The sequence below is a fragment of the Leisingera sp. SS27 genome (genome assembly GCF_028368855.1).
In the GTDB taxonomy this organism is placed as follows: Bacteria; Pseudomonadota; Alphaproteobacteria; order Rhodobacterales; family Rhodobacteraceae; genus Leisingera.
In genome coordinates this window covers 1,049,372-1,065,007 of the sequence record NZ_JAQNCY010000001.1, presented here as the reverse complement: position 1 = coordinate 1,065,007, position 15,636 = coordinate 1,049,372, and the positions used below count along the sequence as shown (strand labels likewise).

The following is a 15,636-nucleotide window of genomic DNA, read 5'->3' as shown; positions in this document are numbered from 1 at the left end:
ACAGGATTTTGAGTCGAAGGCTAATTTGCGCCAACAAAATAACGCATTCAGGCGGTAGACGTAACGAGGATAACAAAGGGCAGGTATCATGGCACTTCCGGTCATCGCATCACTTTGGGTGGGCGCTGAGCTCAGCTGGCTGGAACAGCTTTGCCTGAAGTCTTTTGCCGACAACGGCCACGAGGTGGTTCTGTTCACTTATGATGAGGTCAAGGGCGTGCCGGAAGGTGTGCGGGTTGCGGATGCCAATGATATCCTGCCTGCGGATCGCATCATCCGCCATGCCAAAACCGGCAGCCCGGCCTACCATGCGGATGTGTTCCGCCTGCACATGCTGCGCCAGACGGATTATGTCTGGGCCGACACGGATGCCTATTGCTGCCAGCCCTGGGAGATCAAGGGCAAGCATTTCCATGGCTGGATCTCGGACAAGAAACCGATGGTCAACAATGGCGTGCTGCGGTTGCCAAAGACCTCCAAGACGCTGCAGGCGATGCTGAAGTTCACCAGTGACGAATACCCCATCCCGCCCTGGTACAGTGCTGAGAAGCAGGCAGAGCTGCAGGCGCTGAAGGATGCCGGGCAGGGGGTGCATGTGTCGCTGCTGCCCTGGGGCGTCTGGGGGCCGGATGCGCTGACCTGGTTCCTGCAGGAAACCGGGGAGATTTCAAACTCGAAGCCCGGTCATGTGATCTATCCTGTGCCGTTCAAACAGGCCGGGGTGGTGCTGAACCCGAACCGCCGCAATCAGGCCGCCAAGCATATCCGCAGCGACACCCTGTCGATCCATTTCTGGGGGCGGCGGTTCCGCAATATCGCCGCCAAGTACGGCGGCGTGCCGCCGGAAGGCTGCTATGTGCATGAGCTGCTGGCGAAACACGGGATCAATGCGGAAGAAACCCGCCATCTGCTGCAGCCCGCACCGGGAACTGAGGTATCCATGACACACGAAATCGATCCCGCAACGCTGGATTTCTCCATGTTCAGCGACCAGGATGTGGCCAACATCCTGTTGCAGCGAAGCGAGCTTGCCAGTTCGGGGCAGACCATCCGGGACTGGCTTGCGGGCGATGAGCAGCTGCTGCTGGAAGAAGCCAGAACGCAGCGGGAGCATATCCTGCATGAGTCGATCCGCATCGCAGAGCGTGAGTGCCAGTTCTTTCTGAAGTCCGCCGACGCCATAGCGCCGAAGCGCTCGGCAGACATCGGCTGCGGATACGCCTTTGCCAGCCTTGTGCTGCACCGGCGTTACGGCTGCGACGTTGTCCTGATTGATATCGAAGAGGGCAACAGCCGCCATTTCGGGTTTGAGGGAGAAGGCGCGGGATACACCAGCCTGGAAACCGCGCGGGCCTTCCTGGAAGGCAACGGCGTGTCGGCGGAACAGATCACTTGCATCAATCCCAAGTCGCAAGATACGGCGGCGCTGGGCGGTTTCGATCTTGTGATCAGCCTTGCCTCCTGCGGGTTCCACTATCCGGTCGGCACCTATGACAGCCTGTTCCGCAGCCAGATCAATGACGGCGGCGGCATTGTTCTGGATATCCGCAAGGGATCCGGCGGCATTGGCGCGATGAAAACCTACGGTGCGGTCGAAGTGCTTGCAAAACATGGCAAATACTCCACGGTCCTGACCCGGGCCGGGCAGGCCGTGTGAAAGGTACGGGAGCGTTAACCAATTGCTGTTATGAGACGGCAGCGGTGCATTGTTTTGCGGCGGGCAGCAGGCAGGGGCGAACGGGCATCTGGAGGGCACAGGAAGGCGGATGAAGACACATGCTGACCAGTGAATTCGACTTCAGGACGGTGCTGCCGGAGCTGGATGCCGACGACGTCGGCAGTGTTGCAGATATCAACGGGCAGGCGCCGGAACTGTGTATCCTGCTGCATCACAGGTTCGGCTGCCGCATCGATCTGGTCTGCCTTGACCGCAAGGGCAGGTCCAGAACGCCCGAAGCATCGGAGCTGCAAACCTGGCTTTCCCGGCTCGAACAGGGCGGGGTGGACAGGGAGGCCATCGAAATTGCTGAGGGCGGAGATGAAGCCCGCCAGTACGACGTGATCCTTGCGCTGAACAGCTTTGGCGTGCGCCACAAGATCCAGAACATCAGACCGTTGCTGGACAGCGCGCTGCACCCGCTGAGCCGGGTCGTGATCGAGATCCGCAAGGGGTCGGGCAGTTACCCGTTTCTCAAGTCCTATGGCGGCTGCAATACGCTGCTGGCGCCCGGGCCGGACGGCAACGGGCTGGCAATCCTGTCTGCTGAACCTCAGGAGTTTCTCCCCCCCTCCGGCGAGTGGTCCAAGCTGGCCCGCGGGCTGGCCGGCAAAGAAGGGTTCTTTGACGAGCTGGAGGAGCATTCCTTTCTGTTCATGCCGCGCGGGGAGACGCTGGTTGTCACCTTCGACAACCTCGACATCGCGATGACCAAGCGGGATGACCGGCGGCCCTGGGGCTTCAGCTTCATTGAGGCGCAGGGCTGGTCGATGCTCGGGGTGATGGCCAATGGCTGGACCTGGTTCCGCCACCAGGAAGTCTCGCGCAAGTTCGAGGAGCTGCGCGACAGCGGATTCTTCCAGCAGTTTTCCCGGGTGGTGTTCTATGGGGCCTCTATGGGCGGCTATGCGGCGGCGGCCTTTGCCGCGGCTGCGCCCGGCTCAACGGTGTTTGCCATCAGCCCGCAATCCACCCTCGACAAGTCCCTCGTGCCCTGGGAAATGCGCTACAAGAAGGTTTGGGACCGGGATTTCTCCGGCCCCTTCGGCGACGCGGCACAAGCCAGCCAGGGGGCAGGAGACGTGCATATCATGTTCGACCCATACTTGGCGGCGGATGCGGCGCATGCGGCCCGGTTCACCGGCTCCAATGTGACGTTCTGGCGGTGCCCGCTTTTGGGGCACCGGCTGGGGTCTTCGCTGCAGCAGATGGGCGTGCTGCAGGAGGTTGCCCGCGGCGCCATTGCCGGGGACCTGACGCCGCATCGCTTCCACCGCCTGCTGCGCAAGCGGCACGGCTTTCCCCGGTTCCAGCGCGAGCTTGCCAATCTGGCACTGGATCGCGGCCATCCGGGTCTTGCGAAACAGGTTTGCGCCTATATCTTGCGTCAGAGGGACGACCGGTTTTTCCGCCGGATGAAGGAACGGCTATGAGATGCGCAGAAGCCCATACGGCAGGCTGCAATCGCGCCGCTGAGTGTTACCGGGGCAGAGGCCGGACAGGAAAATGAGCCAGTCGAACACGGACATACGGGACATCTCCCTGGCCTTCCATATCGGGGCGCCCAATACCGACAACGGCCAGTTGATCTGGTCGCTGCGCAAGGATGCGCAGCCGCTGCTGGACCGTGGTGTCATGATCCGCCGGCCCGGCACCTATTTGACGGCACTGAACCAGCTGATCCGCAAGCAGAACAAGGAATTTGTGACCGATCAGGAGCGGGAGGCGCTGCTGGCAGGGCTGGTCAAGGACCAGGCGGTATCGCGGATCATCCTGACCAATTCCGGCTTTCTGGGGATGCCGGGCTGGATGCTGCAGGGCGGGCGGCTGTACCGCAACGCAGGAAGCAATACTGCAGCCCTGCGCGGTCTGTTTCCCGGCAATCCTTGCGAGTTCTTCCTGGGCCTGCGCAACCCGGCCACCCTGATCGGTCCGGTGTTCAAGTCGCAGTCCGGCAGAACCTGGCGCGAGTTCGCGGCGGATACCGATTTTTTGAACCTGCACTGGTCGGAAGTGGTTGAGGATATCCAGGAGCGCAATCCGGATTGCCGCATCACCGTCTGGTGCAACGAGGAAACGCCGGTGATCTGGCCCAGCATCCTGGGCCGTGTGTCCGGCCTGGGGGACAACTTCCGGTTCAGCGGTGAGCTGGACATCACCCGCGGAATCATTTCCGAGGCAGGTTATGAGCGGCTGGAAGCCTATCTGGCAGGCCGCCCCGGGCTGTCCGAAGACCAGCGGGAGAGGGTGCGCGCCCTGTTCCTGAGCTATTATCATGACGCGGCGGAGATCGAGGAGGAAATCGATCTCCCCGGCTGGTCGCAGGCGCTGGTGGACGACATGAGCGAGTCATATCAGGCCGATGCCGAACTGATCCGCCGGATGCCGGGCGTTACCTTTCTGTCCTGAGGGCCGCCCGGTTGTAGAGCGGTTTCATCAGGATCGCCGTCAGATACATCGGGATCTGGTAGCAGCCGAGGAAGATCAGCAGCGGATCGGTCGTGGCTGCGGGCAGGGCGATCAGGAAGAGAGCGAAGTTTCGGTTGCCGGCGACAACGGAAACCGGCACCGCGCCACTGCCCGCGCGGCGGCGCAATACGGCAAACACCAGTGCCTGCAGGCCCAGGTTGGCCGCCAGGGCAAAGCCCAGCCACTGCAGGACCAGCATTGGGTTTGTCCGCAGCGCAGGCCCGAGCGCGGCCATCAGCCCGATCACAATGACCGCCAGCGCAATCACGGTCAGCCCGTCGATAGCCCTGGCCTGGTCTTCGCGCATCTGCGGCAGGGACAGGCGCCGCAGCAGAAAAGCTGCTGAAACCGTCAGGCCTATTGCGCCGATCAGCCGCCCGGCGGCGCGCAGCACCTCTCCCAGATCGCCAAGGCTTGGCGCCAGCAGGAACACCGGAAGCACTGTCATTGGCATCAGCGCGGTGCCGGTAATCAGCAGGCGGAAAGCCGGTTCCGGCGCGTGCCCCATCAGCGCGGTGATATTGGGGCTGCCGGTCACCGATGGCGCGCTCAGCATCAGGATCAGGGCCACAGCGGCAGGGGTCTGCGCAACGCCGAACAGCGCGGCAAGCCCCAGCGCCAGCAGCGGCAGGGCGACTTGCAGCAGGGCGATGGCCTTCAGTGTGCCAATTCCGTCCGCCAGCCCGCCAGCCGCTTTGCGCAGCCCGATCCGGTAGGCGTTCAGAAACAAAAGCCCGGCCACCATCTGCGGCAGCCAGGGCTGAAGGGTGGCGGCGAGGCCGGGCAGGAGCAGCCCGGCCAAGAGCCCCAGGACCAAACCGGCCCGCCCGTGCCGGGCGGCAAAGGCGAGCGCGCGAAGCATGAAGTCAGACCGGCCCCGGCCTGAGATTGTTGGGCAGGTATGTCGCCAGCTCCGGGAAGGCGATCAGCACAAACACCATCAGCACCATGATCAGGAACATCGGGATCGCGGCCCGGGCGATATAGCTCATCTCGTGGTTGGTCATGCCCTGCATCACAAACAGGTTGAAGCCGATCGGCGGGGTGATCTGCGCCATCTCGACCACAACCACAATGAAGATGCCGAACCAGATCAGGTCAATGCCCGCCTGGCGGATCATCGGCTCTACCACCGCCATGGTCAGCACCACCGAGGAGATGCCGTCGAGGAAGCAGCCCAGGATGATGTAGAAGACCAGCAGGACCATCAACAGCTCCAGGCGCGACAGCTCCCAGCCGGCAATCAGGTCGGCGAGGCCCCGCGGCAGGCCGGTAAAACCCATCGACAAGGACAGGAAGGCGGCGCCTGCCAGGATCAGGGCAATCATCGCGCTGGTGCGGGTGGCGCCCATCAGGCTCTCGGTGAAGGTCTTCCAGTTCAAGGAGCCTTGGCCAAGCGCCAGCAGCAGCGAGCCGATGACCCCGAAGGCCGCTGCCTCGGTTGCAGTGGCAAAGCCCAGGTACATCGACCCGATTACCACCACGATCAGCGCAATCACCGGCGCCAGGAAGCGGGAGTTCTTCACCTTTTGCGCGAAGGTCAGCTTGTCCTCCCGCGCCGGGTTCCAGTCCTTGCCTACCTTGGAATAGATCGCCACGTAGCCCATGAACATCGCCGCCAGCACCAGGCCGGGCAGGATGCCTGCAAAGAACAGCTTGGTGATCGATTCATTGATGGTGACGCCATAGACGATCAGCGTCAGCGACGGCGGGATCATCAGGCCGAGCGTGGCCGCGCCCGTCAGCGTGCCGATCACCATGCGCTCCGGGTAGTTGCGCTTGCGCAGTTCCGGGATCGACATCTTGCCCACCGTGGTCAGGGTCGCCGCGGAAGAGCCAGAGACCGCTGCAAAGACGGTGCAACCGACGATGTTGGTGTGCACCAGCCCGCCGGGTAGCGGTGCCATCCAGGGGGAGAGGCCCTTGAACATGTCCTCCGATAATCGCGTCCGGTAGAGGATTTCGCCCATCCAGATGAACATCGGCAGCGCCGTCAGGGTCCAGCTGGAGGAGGCCGACCAGATGGTGGTCAGCATCACGTCGCCGACGGGCCGTGTGGTGAACAGCTCCATGCCGACCCAGGCCACGCCCATCAGCGCCAGGCCGACCCAGACGCCAGTACCCAAAAGCGTGAACAGCACAAAGAGGAAAAGGATGATGACGGATATGTTTTCCATGTGCCCTTACTCCGCGTGGCTCTGATCTTCGAGATCCCGGGTGATGCGGTGATCGCCGCGGAAAATCACGTGGAACAAATGGTCGGTGAGGGCGATGGCCAGGATGACCGCGCCGATCAGCATGGCGCTTTGCGGCATCCACAGCGGCGTGCGGTCCTGGCCCTGGCTCACATCGTTGAATTTCCAGCTCCAGTAGACAAAGCGGTAGGCGTAGAAGCAGAAGTACCACATCACCGCGGTGCCGATGCCGAAGCACCAGACCTCCAGCACCCGGCGGAAGCCTTCGGGCACCGCATTCAGCAGGATCGACACCCGGATATGGCTGCCGCGGTTCAGCGCATTGGCAAAGGCCAGAAACGACGCCGCCGCCATCGCATAGCCTGCGTAATCCGGCGCACCGGGGAAGACCTCACCAGTCCAGCGGGCGAGCATCTGGACAACGATCAGCCCCAGAATGGCGATCAGGCAGAGGGCGGCCAGAACCCCCGCCGCCAGGTACAAAAAATCGAGACCGGAGCGCAGCCCCCTGAGCACAGTCATAGCAACCCCATCTGCTTTTTCTTGATAAGAAAACGGGCGGCACTTCAGCGCCGCCCGTATCATGCGGAGTGGTTATTCGGCCTTGAACGCGTCAACGATGGCCTTGCCCTCGTCCCCGGCCGCTTCCAGCCATTCATTGGTCATGGTGACGCCGATTTCCTTCAGCTCGCCCACCATCTGATCAGACGCCGGACCCACGGTCATGCCGCCGTCGCGCAGCCCCTGCAGGGTGAAACCGGTGTATTCCTTGGCGCGCCAGTTGCCCGCATACTCGGCCAGCTTGGCGCAGCCCTTGATCACGTTCTGGTTCGCCTCCGAGGTGCCGCTCCAGACATCCGAGTTCACAAACACATAGTTGCGCGGCAGCCAGGCATCCACTTCGTAGAAATAGTTCAGGCTTTCCCAGACCTTGCGGTCATAGCCGGTGGAGCCGGAGGACACCATCGAGTCCGCCACGCCGGTGGCAAAGGCCTGGCTGATTTCAGCCGCCTCGATGGTCACCGGCAGCATGCCTGTCAGCTCTGCAAGGCGGGAGGTGGCGTTGTTGTAGGAGCGGAACTTGATCCCTTTCATCTCGGCCACCGAGTTCACTTCGTTCTTGAAGTAGAGGCCCTGCGGCGGCCACGGCACGGCATAAAGCAGGGTCAGGTTCTGCTCTGCCAGCAGCTTTTCGATGGACGGCTTGGCGGCCTTCCACAGCTTGTCGCTGTCGTCAAAGGAGGTCGCCAGAAACGGGATCGAGTCAAAGCCGAAGAGCGCGTTTTCATTCTGGTGGCCGGACAGCAGCCGCTCGCCAATGGGGGCCTGGCCGGTCTGCACCGCGCGCTTGATGTCGGCGCCCTTGAACAGTGAGCCCGATGGATGTGTCTTGACCTCGATCTCGCCGCCGGTGCCGGTGGTTACGCAGTCTGCAAACTCCGCGCCGGTGGCAGAGTGGAAGTTGGAGGCCGAATAGGCCATCGGCATGTCCCAGGTTTCTGCCGCGGCGGGCAGGGCGGCGGCGGCGGTCAGCGCGGTGGCAGCCAGCAGTCTGGTCAGTTTCTTCATGGTCTTCTCCCTGTTGTGGTTGCGGCCCCTTATGGGGCACTGGTTGGTATCAGATCGCGTATCGCGCCGGGTCATAGGCGCTCATTTCCATGTTCGGGGTGCGGCCCGAAATCATCTGCGCCAGCAGGCGCCCGGTCTTTGGCCCGCCTGTCAGGCCGATATGGTGGTGGCCAAATCCGACCCAGGCGCCGGACAGGCCGGGCACTTCGCCGATAACCGGGATCGAGTCCGCCGGTGCCGGGCGGGCGCCCTGCCATTCTTCTTCGTGTTTCCAGGTGACACCCGGCAGGATGCGGCGCGCGTTCCTGTGCAGCAGCTCAAGCGGCCCTTTCGACGGCCCAGCCTCCAGCCCGCCGAATTCCACGATGCCTGCAATCCGGATCCGTCCCTCCATCGGGGTCACCACGCATTTGGCCGCTGCCACCATCACAGGCGCCTTGGGCATCGCCGAAGGCTCCCATAATTCAAGATGATAGCCGCGTTCTGCTTCCAGTGGTACGGAAATCCCCAGTTTCTCTGCCAGCGGCTTGGACCAGACCCCGGTGGCCACGATAACCGCATCGCACGGAATGGTCTCGCCGCCTGCGCGCACGCCTGTCACCTTGCCGTTCTCGCGCGCCACATCGGTCACAAGGGCCTGGATCAGCTGGCCGCCATTGGCGGCGGCATGGGCCGCCAGGTCCTTCACATACTGGCCAGGGTCGGTGATGATCCCGTGGTCCTTCAGCCGGGCGGCAAAGGTAATATCTTGGGAATAGATGCTGTCGTAGGCCCGGAAATCCGCGCCTTCCAGCTCATCCCAGTGAAAGCCGTGCTTGCGGCGCAATCCCCAGCCAAAGGCATCTTCGCCGAAATGCGCGCGGTTATTGTAGAGGAACAAGTAGTCCGAGGATTTCAGGTGCCGCTCCGCCCCGGTGCCCGCCGCCAGTGCCTGATGATCGGCCAGCGAGTCCCCCACAATGGGCGCCAGCGCTGCCGCAATCCGGGCGGTATCCTCTGCATTGGCATGGCCCATGTATTTCATCAGCCAGGGCGCCAGCTTGGGCAGGTATCCCCAGCGCATGAACAAGGGCTGATCCGGATGCAGCAGCATCTTCGGCGCCTTCTTCCACAGCCCCGGCGCGGTGACCGGCACGATGGAGCAGGAGGCCAGAATGCCGCCGTTGCCATGGCTGGTGCCTTCACCCGGCCCCTTGCCGTCGATCAGGATCACCTGATGCCCGTCGCGCTGAAGCTCGATCGCCGCCGAGACACCGACGATGCCGGCGCCGATAATGGCAACGGTTTTCTTCGTCTCGCTCATGCCGCAACCTTTTTCGAGACCGCGAAACGATCCAGCTTTTCAACATCCGGCTTGATGCCCAGACCCGGCCCGTCCGGCACCACCACCTGGCCTTCCTTGACCTGGAACGGCGTCTCCAGAATGTCTTCCTTCAGGAAATAGCTCGCCTGGTAGAATTCGCAGCCCAGCTTGATTTCGGGCGTGGCGGCAATCATGTGGGTGCCCGCCAGATGCGCCAGCCCGGCCTCGAACATGTCGCCGCCATAGGCCGACAGCCCGTTCGCCGCCGCAATCCGCGCCACCGTCTGGCCGCGGTGGAGGCCGCCCGATTTCATGATCTTGACCGAGACGCCGTCGCAGATGCCCTCGCGCGCGGCCCGCACCATGTCCTCCGGGCCAAAGACGCTTTCGTCGGCCAGCAGAGGCACATCAATCATCTGGCGCAGCTTTGCCATCATGGCGAAGTGGTGGAACCGCACCGGCTGCTCGATGAAATCCGGCTTGAACTCCGCCACATCGCGGACCTGCGCTGGCGCGTCCTCGATGCTGAGGCCCTGATTATAGTCCACCCGCATCCGGAATCCGGGGAAGTCCCTGGCAATCCGCTCCAGCCGCATGATGTCGAATGCATGATCCTTGAACCCGGTTTTCAGCTTGATCAACCCCACCTTGTCCGCCCGCAGCCGGTGCAGAAGGTCGATGTCCTTCCCGAAATCCGGGTCGGCAATCGAGCAGCTGAGCGGGATGGTATCGCGGCATTTTCCGCCCAGCAGCGTCCAGACCGGCACCCCGGTGATCTGCCCGGTCAGGTCCAGCAGCGCGGTTTCCAGCGCTGCCTTGGCCTCGGTGCAATGGGCCACCGCCTTGGCCGCATCCTCCATGATCGCTGCGCGGTCCGCCACCCGGCGGCCTTCCACCAGCGGGCGGATGTAGCGGTCGAGCGCTGCCAGGCTTGCCTCCGGCGTGCCGGTGAACACAGACCAGGTTGAGGCCTCGCCAAACCCCTCGGCGCCGCCCTCGCTGCGCAGGCGCAAGATGATGACCTCACAGGAGCCTTCCACAGACCCGATCCCGTGGTCGCGGCGCGACAGCACGGGCAGCGCAAGATGCCACAGGTCCATCCCGGCAATCTTTTGTTCCAGCACTTTGATCGTCCTCCCAGGTGCGGGGAAAGCGTGCCTTGACTGAAACATCATTACCAATACAAAGAATTGGACAAGATATCATTTTAAATGATGGGGTGATATGTCTCTCCGTTTCCGCCAGCTGCAGGCCTTTCACGCCATTGTTGAAACCGGCACCGTCACCGGTGCGGCGGAGCAGCTGGGAATTTCCCAGCCAGGCATTTCAAACTTGCTTTACCAGCTGGAACGACAAACCCGCCTGAAACTGTTTGAGCGCAGCAAGGGCCGGCTGATCCCGACGCCGGAGGCAGGCGTGCTGTTTCAGGAGGTGGACACGGTGGTGCGCGGGCTGGACCACGTGGCACAGGCGGTCACAGACCTGCAGAACAAGCAGGCGGGCCAGTTGCAGGTCGCCTCGCAGCACTCCATGTCCTTCGGCTTCATGCCCGCGCTGATCGCCCGCTTTGCCCGCGCGCGCCCCGATCTGTCGATCTCCTTTCAGGCGCAGTATTCGCTGAAGATCCAGGAGTGGGTCATTGCCGGCCTGTTTGAGATCGGCGTCTGCGAGATGCCGCTGATCCATGACGGGCTGGAGGTGCATCCGGTCAGCGTCGAAACCCGGCTGGCGATGCCGGCGGACAGCCCGCTGGCTGAACATGAGGTGCTGACGCCTGAACTGCTGGAGGGGGTGCCGTTTATCGTCATGGGGCCGGAACATATGACCCACCGCCGCACCCGCGAGGTGTTTCAGCAGTCAGGTATCCCGCTGAAAACCCGGGTGCATTCGCATCTCTTCAAGAACCTTCTCAGCTTCGTGCAGGAGGGGATGGGGGTCTCGATACTCGATCCTTTTGTGCTGGATTTCGAGGCCGGAGGCGGTTTTGTTTCCCGCCCGTTCCGGCCCCGGATCATGATGGAAATGGCAGTAATCACCTCGAAGTCGCGGCCCCTGTCGGCAGTCGGTCAGGAGTTTCTGACGCTCTTGAAGCAGGAGCTGGCACCCTACACCACGCGCCGGGACTAAGGGGCGCCTGAATTGTATTCAGTTTCGAATTCAATCTTGCGCGGGGCCGGATGCTGTCCTACCTTGCACCGCGAAAAGAACGAACGGCGGAAACATGGCCAAACGCGAAAGCAATGTGGACCGGGTCTATGAGGCGCTGCGCCGGATGGCGGCGGATTTTGCCTTCAAGCCGGACCAGCGGATCAACGAAAGCGCCCTGTCAGAGGTTCTGGGCGCCAGCCGCACGCCGCTGCGCGAAGCGCTGAACCGGCTGGTGGCCGAGGGCTTCCTGACCTTCCAGAACAACCGCGGTTTCTTCTGCCGCCCGCTGACACCCAGCTATATCATGGATCTCTATGAGGCCCGGGTGGCGGTGGAGTGCGAAGCCGCGCGGCTGGCCTGCACCCGCGCCCCGGACGAGGACATCGCCGCGCTGGCGGACTACCTGAACCGGATGGAGCCGGAGTATCAAAGCGCCACCGACCCGGAAGAGCTGCTGGCCATGGACGAAAGCTTCCACGCGCGACTGGCGCAGCTGTCGGGCAACAGCGAGCTGCAGCGGATTTTGAACAACCTCAACGGCCGGATCCGTTACATCCGCCTGATTGATCTTAAACGCATGCGCGACCGGGCCGGGGGCAAGGCACCGGGCGACATCTCCGCCCACCGCCAGATCGTCGAGGGCATTGCAGCCCGCAACACGAAGGCTGCCGTGTCGGCCATGCGCAGCCATATTGAAAAACGCCGGGAGGAGGCGACGGAGGCTGTCCGCATCGCCTTTTCCCAGCTTTACGTGCCGGACGAATAGGGGAGCTCCATGGAACACGGCGGCAAGACGGTCTTCGGCGCGGCGGTTGGCATCCTGATGCTGGAAACCCGCTTTCCCCGCATCCATGGTGATATGGGCAACGCGATGACCTGGGACTTCCCCGTCCACTACAAGGTGGTGCGCGGCGCCAACCCTGCGAACGTCGTGCGCGGCAATCCCAAGGAGCTGGTGGACCTGTTTGTTGAAGCGGGGCGCGACCTGGTGGCCATGGGGGCGGATGGCCTCACCACCAACTGCGGTTTTCTGGCGCTGATCCAGGATGAGGTGAAACAGGCGCTGGGGGTGCCGGTGGCAACCTCCTCGCTGATGCAGGTGCCGATGGTCCAGAACCTGCTGCCCGCGGGCAAGCGTTGCGGTATCCTGACGATCTCCAAGGCGACGCTGACACCTGCCCACCTTGTTGCCGCAGGTGTTGCGCCTGATACGCCCATTGCAGGCACTGATGGCGGCCGGGCCTTCACGCGTGATATCCTGGGCGACGCCGCAGAGATTGACTTCGAGGCCTGCCGTCTGGACATGATCGACGCGGCCCGCGCAATGGTGGCGGACATACCGGATCTGGGCGCCATTGTGCTGGAGTGCACAAATATGGTGCCCTACGCCCGCGATGTGAGGAAGGCGACCGGCCTGCCGGTGTTCTCGATCCATTCCTTCATCAACTGGTTTCAGGCCGGTCTGCTGCCCAAGGGATTTCCGCCGGAACTGGATGATCCGCGGTTTTGAGGGCGGTAACCACTTGGTAGAAAATTACTAATGAAATCTGAAGGATAAGGTCAGCCTTGTTGTCCGAATGTTTCGCGCGCGAAACATTTGGACAGAAGTGCTGACCTTTCTTTTCAGCTCAAAATCAGCAGCCAGAACCACACGGTCAGAATGCTGGCCCCGGTGGCAATCAGCACCGAGGACGCCGCCACCCGCTTGGCCCGCCCGTACATATTGGCAAAGATATAGCCGTTGAAGCCGGTTGCCATTGCCGCGTTCAGCACACCCGACCGGAACAGGTCCTGCGGCAGCGCCAAGGCCGAACCCAGCGTCCAGACAATCGCCGGATGGATCATCAGCGAGGTGAAGCAGACAAACAGGATCGCCCGCATATCGCCTTCGGGGCGGTATTTCACCAGCACGCCGCCAAGCGCAAACAGCGCGCAGGGCAGGGCGGCGCGAATGATCAGCGACAGCGCCTCATCCACCACCAGCGGAATGGCAAACCCGGAGAGGTTCACCGCAAACCCGGCGGCTATGCCCAGAATCAGAACATTGCGGAACATTGCGTTCAGCACCGAGGTCAGGGTTTTGACCCCGCCCGCGCCGCGGTTGCGCACAAACTCCATCGCGGTGATGCCGACGCCGTAGCAAAAAGGCGAGTGGAAGGCGATGATCGCGTAGTTCCCTGTCAGGTTCTCCGGCCCGAACGCGCGTTCAGTAATCGGCAGCCCCAGCAGAACCGAGTTGGAGAACAGGCAGCAGAAGCCAACCGCGATACAGTCCTCCCAGTCCCGCTTGAACAGGATGCGGGCGCCGAACACCCCGATCAGGAAGCAGGTGAAGGCGCCGGTATAAAAGCTCCCCAGCAGCCGCGGGTCAAAGCTGGCCGACAGGTCCAGCTCCGCCATCGCCTTGAACAGCAAGCAGGGAATGGCAAAGCCCTGCGCGAACTTCATCACACCTTCGATGTGGTCCTGGCTCAGCACGCCCCGTGCAGTCGCGGCGTAGCCTGCGCCGACAACCAGGAAAACCGGCAGGATGACGTCAATCAGGCTTTGGAACACTGTGCGGCCTCAAATTGCGCAAATGAAAAAGGGCGCTGTTACGCGCCCCTCAGATCTCCATCCGGATCACCATCCCGTCATAGGCGGGCGTGATGTGCTCTGGTGTCTCGGCATCGATGGTCGCGTAGTCCATGTCGATGTGCATGTTGGTGATGATACCGCGCTTGGGCGCCATCCGTTCAAACCAGTCCAGCGCGTCCTGGTAGCTGAAATGCGTCGGATGCGGGGTCCGGCGAAGCCCGTCCAGGATCCAGACGTCCAGCCCCTCCAGCTCCGGCAGCGCGGCATCCGGGATTTCCTTCACATCCGGCAGATACACCAGTCCGCCGATGCGGAACCCAAGCGCGTCGATGGAGCCGTGGTTCACTTCAAACGGGCGGAACGGGATTTCGCCGCCAGGCCCGTCAATGGTGAACGGTCCGCTGATGCTCTTCAGGTCCAGAATGGGCGGGTAGGGGGAGCCGTCGGGCTGCGCAAAGGCATAGCCGAAGCGGTTCAGCAGGTCGTTCTGGGTCGGCCCGTCTGCATAGACGGGGATACGCTGGCGCATGTTGAAATAGACCATGCGCAGATCGTCGACGCCGTGCAGATGATCGGCGTGGGAATGGGTGTAAACCACCGCATCCAGCCGGCCCACCTCAGCATCCAGCAGCTGGTTGCGCATGTCCGGCGGGGTGTCGATCAGCACCGAGGTTGTTCCATCCGGTCCGTCGCGTTCCACCAGCATCGAGCAGCGTCCGCGGCGGTTCCTGGGGTTCCCCGGGTCGCAATCGCCCCAATGGCCGCCAATCCGCGGCACCCCGCCGGAGGAGCCCGAGCCAAGGATGGTGAAACGCATCTCAGCCATCAGGCGGCGGCCTCATAAGCTGCTGCCTTCCAGAACAGGCGGTCGAAATTGGCCTGTGTCTGCGTGGCAAAGGCGGTGTAGTCCATGCCGAACACCTCAGCCCCCACCTTGCCGGTAAAGGCAGTGTATGCGGGTTCGTTGCGCTTGCCGCGGTAGGGCGGCGGCGCCAGATAGGGCGCGTCGGTTTCCAGCAGGATGCGCTCCACCGGGGCGGCGGCGAAAATATCGCGCAGCTCCTGGCTTTTGGGGAAGGCGGCAATGCCGGACATCGACAGGTAGAAGCCCAGGTCCAGCGCGGCTTTTGCCAGCTCAGCTGAAGACGAGAAGCAGTGCATCACGCAGGAATAGGCACCGTTCTTCATCTCCTCGCCCAGGATGCGCGCCATGTCTTCGTCGGCGGCGCGGGCGTGGATGATCAGCGGCAGGCCGGTTTCGCGGGCGGCAGCAATGTGAATGCGCAGGGACTCCTGCTGCACCTTGGCGCTTTCGGCGGTGTAGTGGTAGTCGAGACCCGTCTCGCCAATGCCGACAAACTTCGGGTGTTTGGCCAGCGCCACCAACTCATCCACCGAAACCAGCGGCTCGTCCGCGGCGCTCATCGGGTGGGTGCCGGCGGCGTAGAACACCGGCGCGTGGGCTTCGGCAATTGCGCGCACGGACGGCTCGTTCTTCATCTTGGTGCAGATCGTCACCATCCGGGTGACGCCGGCCTCAGCGGCGCTGGCGATCACCTCATCCAGGCGGCCTTCGAAGTCCGGAAAGTCCAGGTGGCAGTGGCTGTCCGTTATCTGTGGGGGCGTCTCGGTCATTTGTCCTCTGGTGCCGCTTGCAC

At 62.8% G+C, this 15,636-nt stretch carries 15 protein-coding genes; 6 read left to right on the top strand and 9 right to left on the bottom strand.

Annotated elements, in window-relative coordinates:
• The first annotated feature begins 88 nt into the window (after positions 1–88).
• The 3 genes from N6L27_RS05305 (at position 89) to N6L27_RS05295 (ending at position 4,126) form a co-directional block, all read left to right on the top strand.
• The gene (locus tag N6L27_RS05305; protein ID WP_271906070.1) at positions 89–1,657 is read left to right on the top strand and encodes a class I SAM-dependent methyltransferase; all 1,569 of its coding nucleotides are present in this window, start codon (positions 89–91) and stop codon (positions 1,655–1,657) included.
• 119 nt (positions 1,658–1,776) lie between these two features.
• The gene (locus N6L27_RS05300; protein ID WP_271906069.1) at positions 1,777–3,150 is read left to right on the top strand and encodes a hypothetical protein; all 1,374 of its coding nucleotides are present in this window, start codon (positions 1,777–1,779) and stop codon (positions 3,148–3,150) included.
• A gap of 73 nt (positions 3,151–3,223) precedes the next feature.
• Complete coding sequence (locus N6L27_RS05295) at positions 3,224–4,126, top strand: hypothetical protein (protein WP_271906068.1); 903 nt, start codon at positions 3,224–3,226, stop codon at positions 4,124–4,126.
• Here N6L27_RS05295 and N6L27_RS05290 read toward each other — a convergent pair.
• The 6 genes from N6L27_RS05290 to N6L27_RS05265 form a co-directional block, all read right to left on the bottom strand.
• Positions 4,110–5,048: a hypothetical protein gene (locus N6L27_RS05290; protein ID WP_271906067.1), complete on the bottom strand. Its 939-nt coding sequence runs from the start codon at positions 5,046–5,048 to the stop codon at positions 4,110–4,112. The two genes, N6L27_RS05295 and N6L27_RS05290, sit on opposite strands and share 17 nt — an antisense overlap.
• Before the next feature lie 4 nt (positions 5,049–5,052).
• Positions 5,053–6,363 (bottom strand): TRAP transporter large permease, encoded by a 1,311-nt coding sequence (locus N6L27_RS05285; protein WP_271906066.1) that lies wholly within the window; start codon positions 6,361–6,363, stop codon positions 5,053–5,055.
• Positions 6,364–6,369: 6 nt separating this feature from the next.
• Positions 6,370–6,903 (bottom strand): TRAP transporter small permease, encoded by a 534-nt coding sequence (locus N6L27_RS05280; protein WP_271906065.1) that lies wholly within the window; start codon positions 6,901–6,903, stop codon positions 6,370–6,372.
• A gap of 72 nt (positions 6,904–6,975) precedes the next feature.
• A complete protein-coding gene (locus tag N6L27_RS05275) occupies positions 6,976–7,950 on the bottom strand; it encodes a TRAP transporter substrate-binding protein (protein ID WP_271906064.1) in 975 nt (324 codons plus the stop codon).
• 49 nt (positions 7,951–7,999) lie between these two features.
• Positions 8,000–9,253 (bottom strand): NAD(P)/FAD-dependent oxidoreductase, encoded by a 1,254-nt coding sequence (locus tag N6L27_RS05270; protein ID WP_271906063.1) that lies wholly within the window; start codon positions 9,251–9,253, stop codon positions 8,000–8,002.
• Positions 9,250–10,425: an enolase C-terminal domain-like protein gene (locus N6L27_RS05265; RefSeq protein ID WP_442915729.1), complete on the bottom strand. Its 1,176-nt coding sequence runs from the start codon at positions 10,423–10,425 to the stop codon at positions 9,250–9,252. The genes N6L27_RS05270 and N6L27_RS05265 overlap by 4 nt, the downstream gene beginning before the upstream one ends.
• A 52-nt stretch (positions 10,426–10,477) precedes the next feature.
• Here N6L27_RS05265 and N6L27_RS05260 point away from each other — a divergent pair, with 52 nt between their 5' ends.
• From N6L27_RS05260 to N6L27_RS05250, 3 genes are all read left to right on the top strand, one after another.
• A complete protein-coding gene (locus N6L27_RS05260) occupies positions 10,478–11,380 on the top strand; it encodes a LysR family transcriptional regulator (protein ID WP_271906062.1) in 903 nt (300 codons plus the stop codon).
• A 94-nt stretch (positions 11,381–11,474) separates the two neighbouring features.
• Positions 11,475–12,167 carry a GntR family transcriptional regulator gene (locus N6L27_RS05255; RefSeq protein ID WP_271906061.1) on the top strand — a complete coding sequence of 231 codons (693 nt, stop codon included), beginning with the start codon at positions 11,475–11,477 and terminating at the stop codon, positions 12,165–12,167.
• Between the two features lie 9 nt (positions 12,168–12,176).
• The gene (locus N6L27_RS05250) at positions 12,177–12,911 is read left to right on the top strand and encodes an aspartate/glutamate racemase family protein (RefSeq protein WP_271906060.1); all 735 of its coding nucleotides are present in this window, start codon (positions 12,177–12,179) and stop codon (positions 12,909–12,911) included.
• A gap of 113 nt (positions 12,912–13,024) precedes the next feature.
• On the opposite strand, the gene N6L27_RS05245 is transcribed toward N6L27_RS05250, so the two are convergent.
• Genes N6L27_RS05245 through N6L27_RS05235 form a run of 3 tightly spaced genes read right to left on the bottom strand, consistent with a single transcriptional unit; the run spans position 13,025 to position 15,613 of the window.
• Positions 13,025–13,957, bottom strand: a complete 933-nt coding sequence (locus tag N6L27_RS05245; RefSeq protein WP_271906059.1) for an AEC family transporter — start codon at positions 13,955–13,957, stop codon at positions 13,025–13,027.
• 49 nt (positions 13,958–14,006) lie between these two features.
• On the bottom strand, positions 14,007–14,804 hold the full coding sequence (locus N6L27_RS05240; protein WP_271906057.1) for an MBL fold metallo-hydrolase: 798 nt from the start codon (positions 14,802–14,804) through the stop codon (positions 14,007–14,009).
• Entirely contained in the window at positions 14,804–15,613 is an 810-nt protein-coding gene (locus N6L27_RS05235; RefSeq protein WP_271906056.1) for a TatD family hydrolase, read from the bottom strand. The genes N6L27_RS05240 and N6L27_RS05235 overlap by 1 nt, the downstream gene beginning before the upstream one ends.
• Positions 15,614–15,636: the final 23 nt, after the last annotated feature.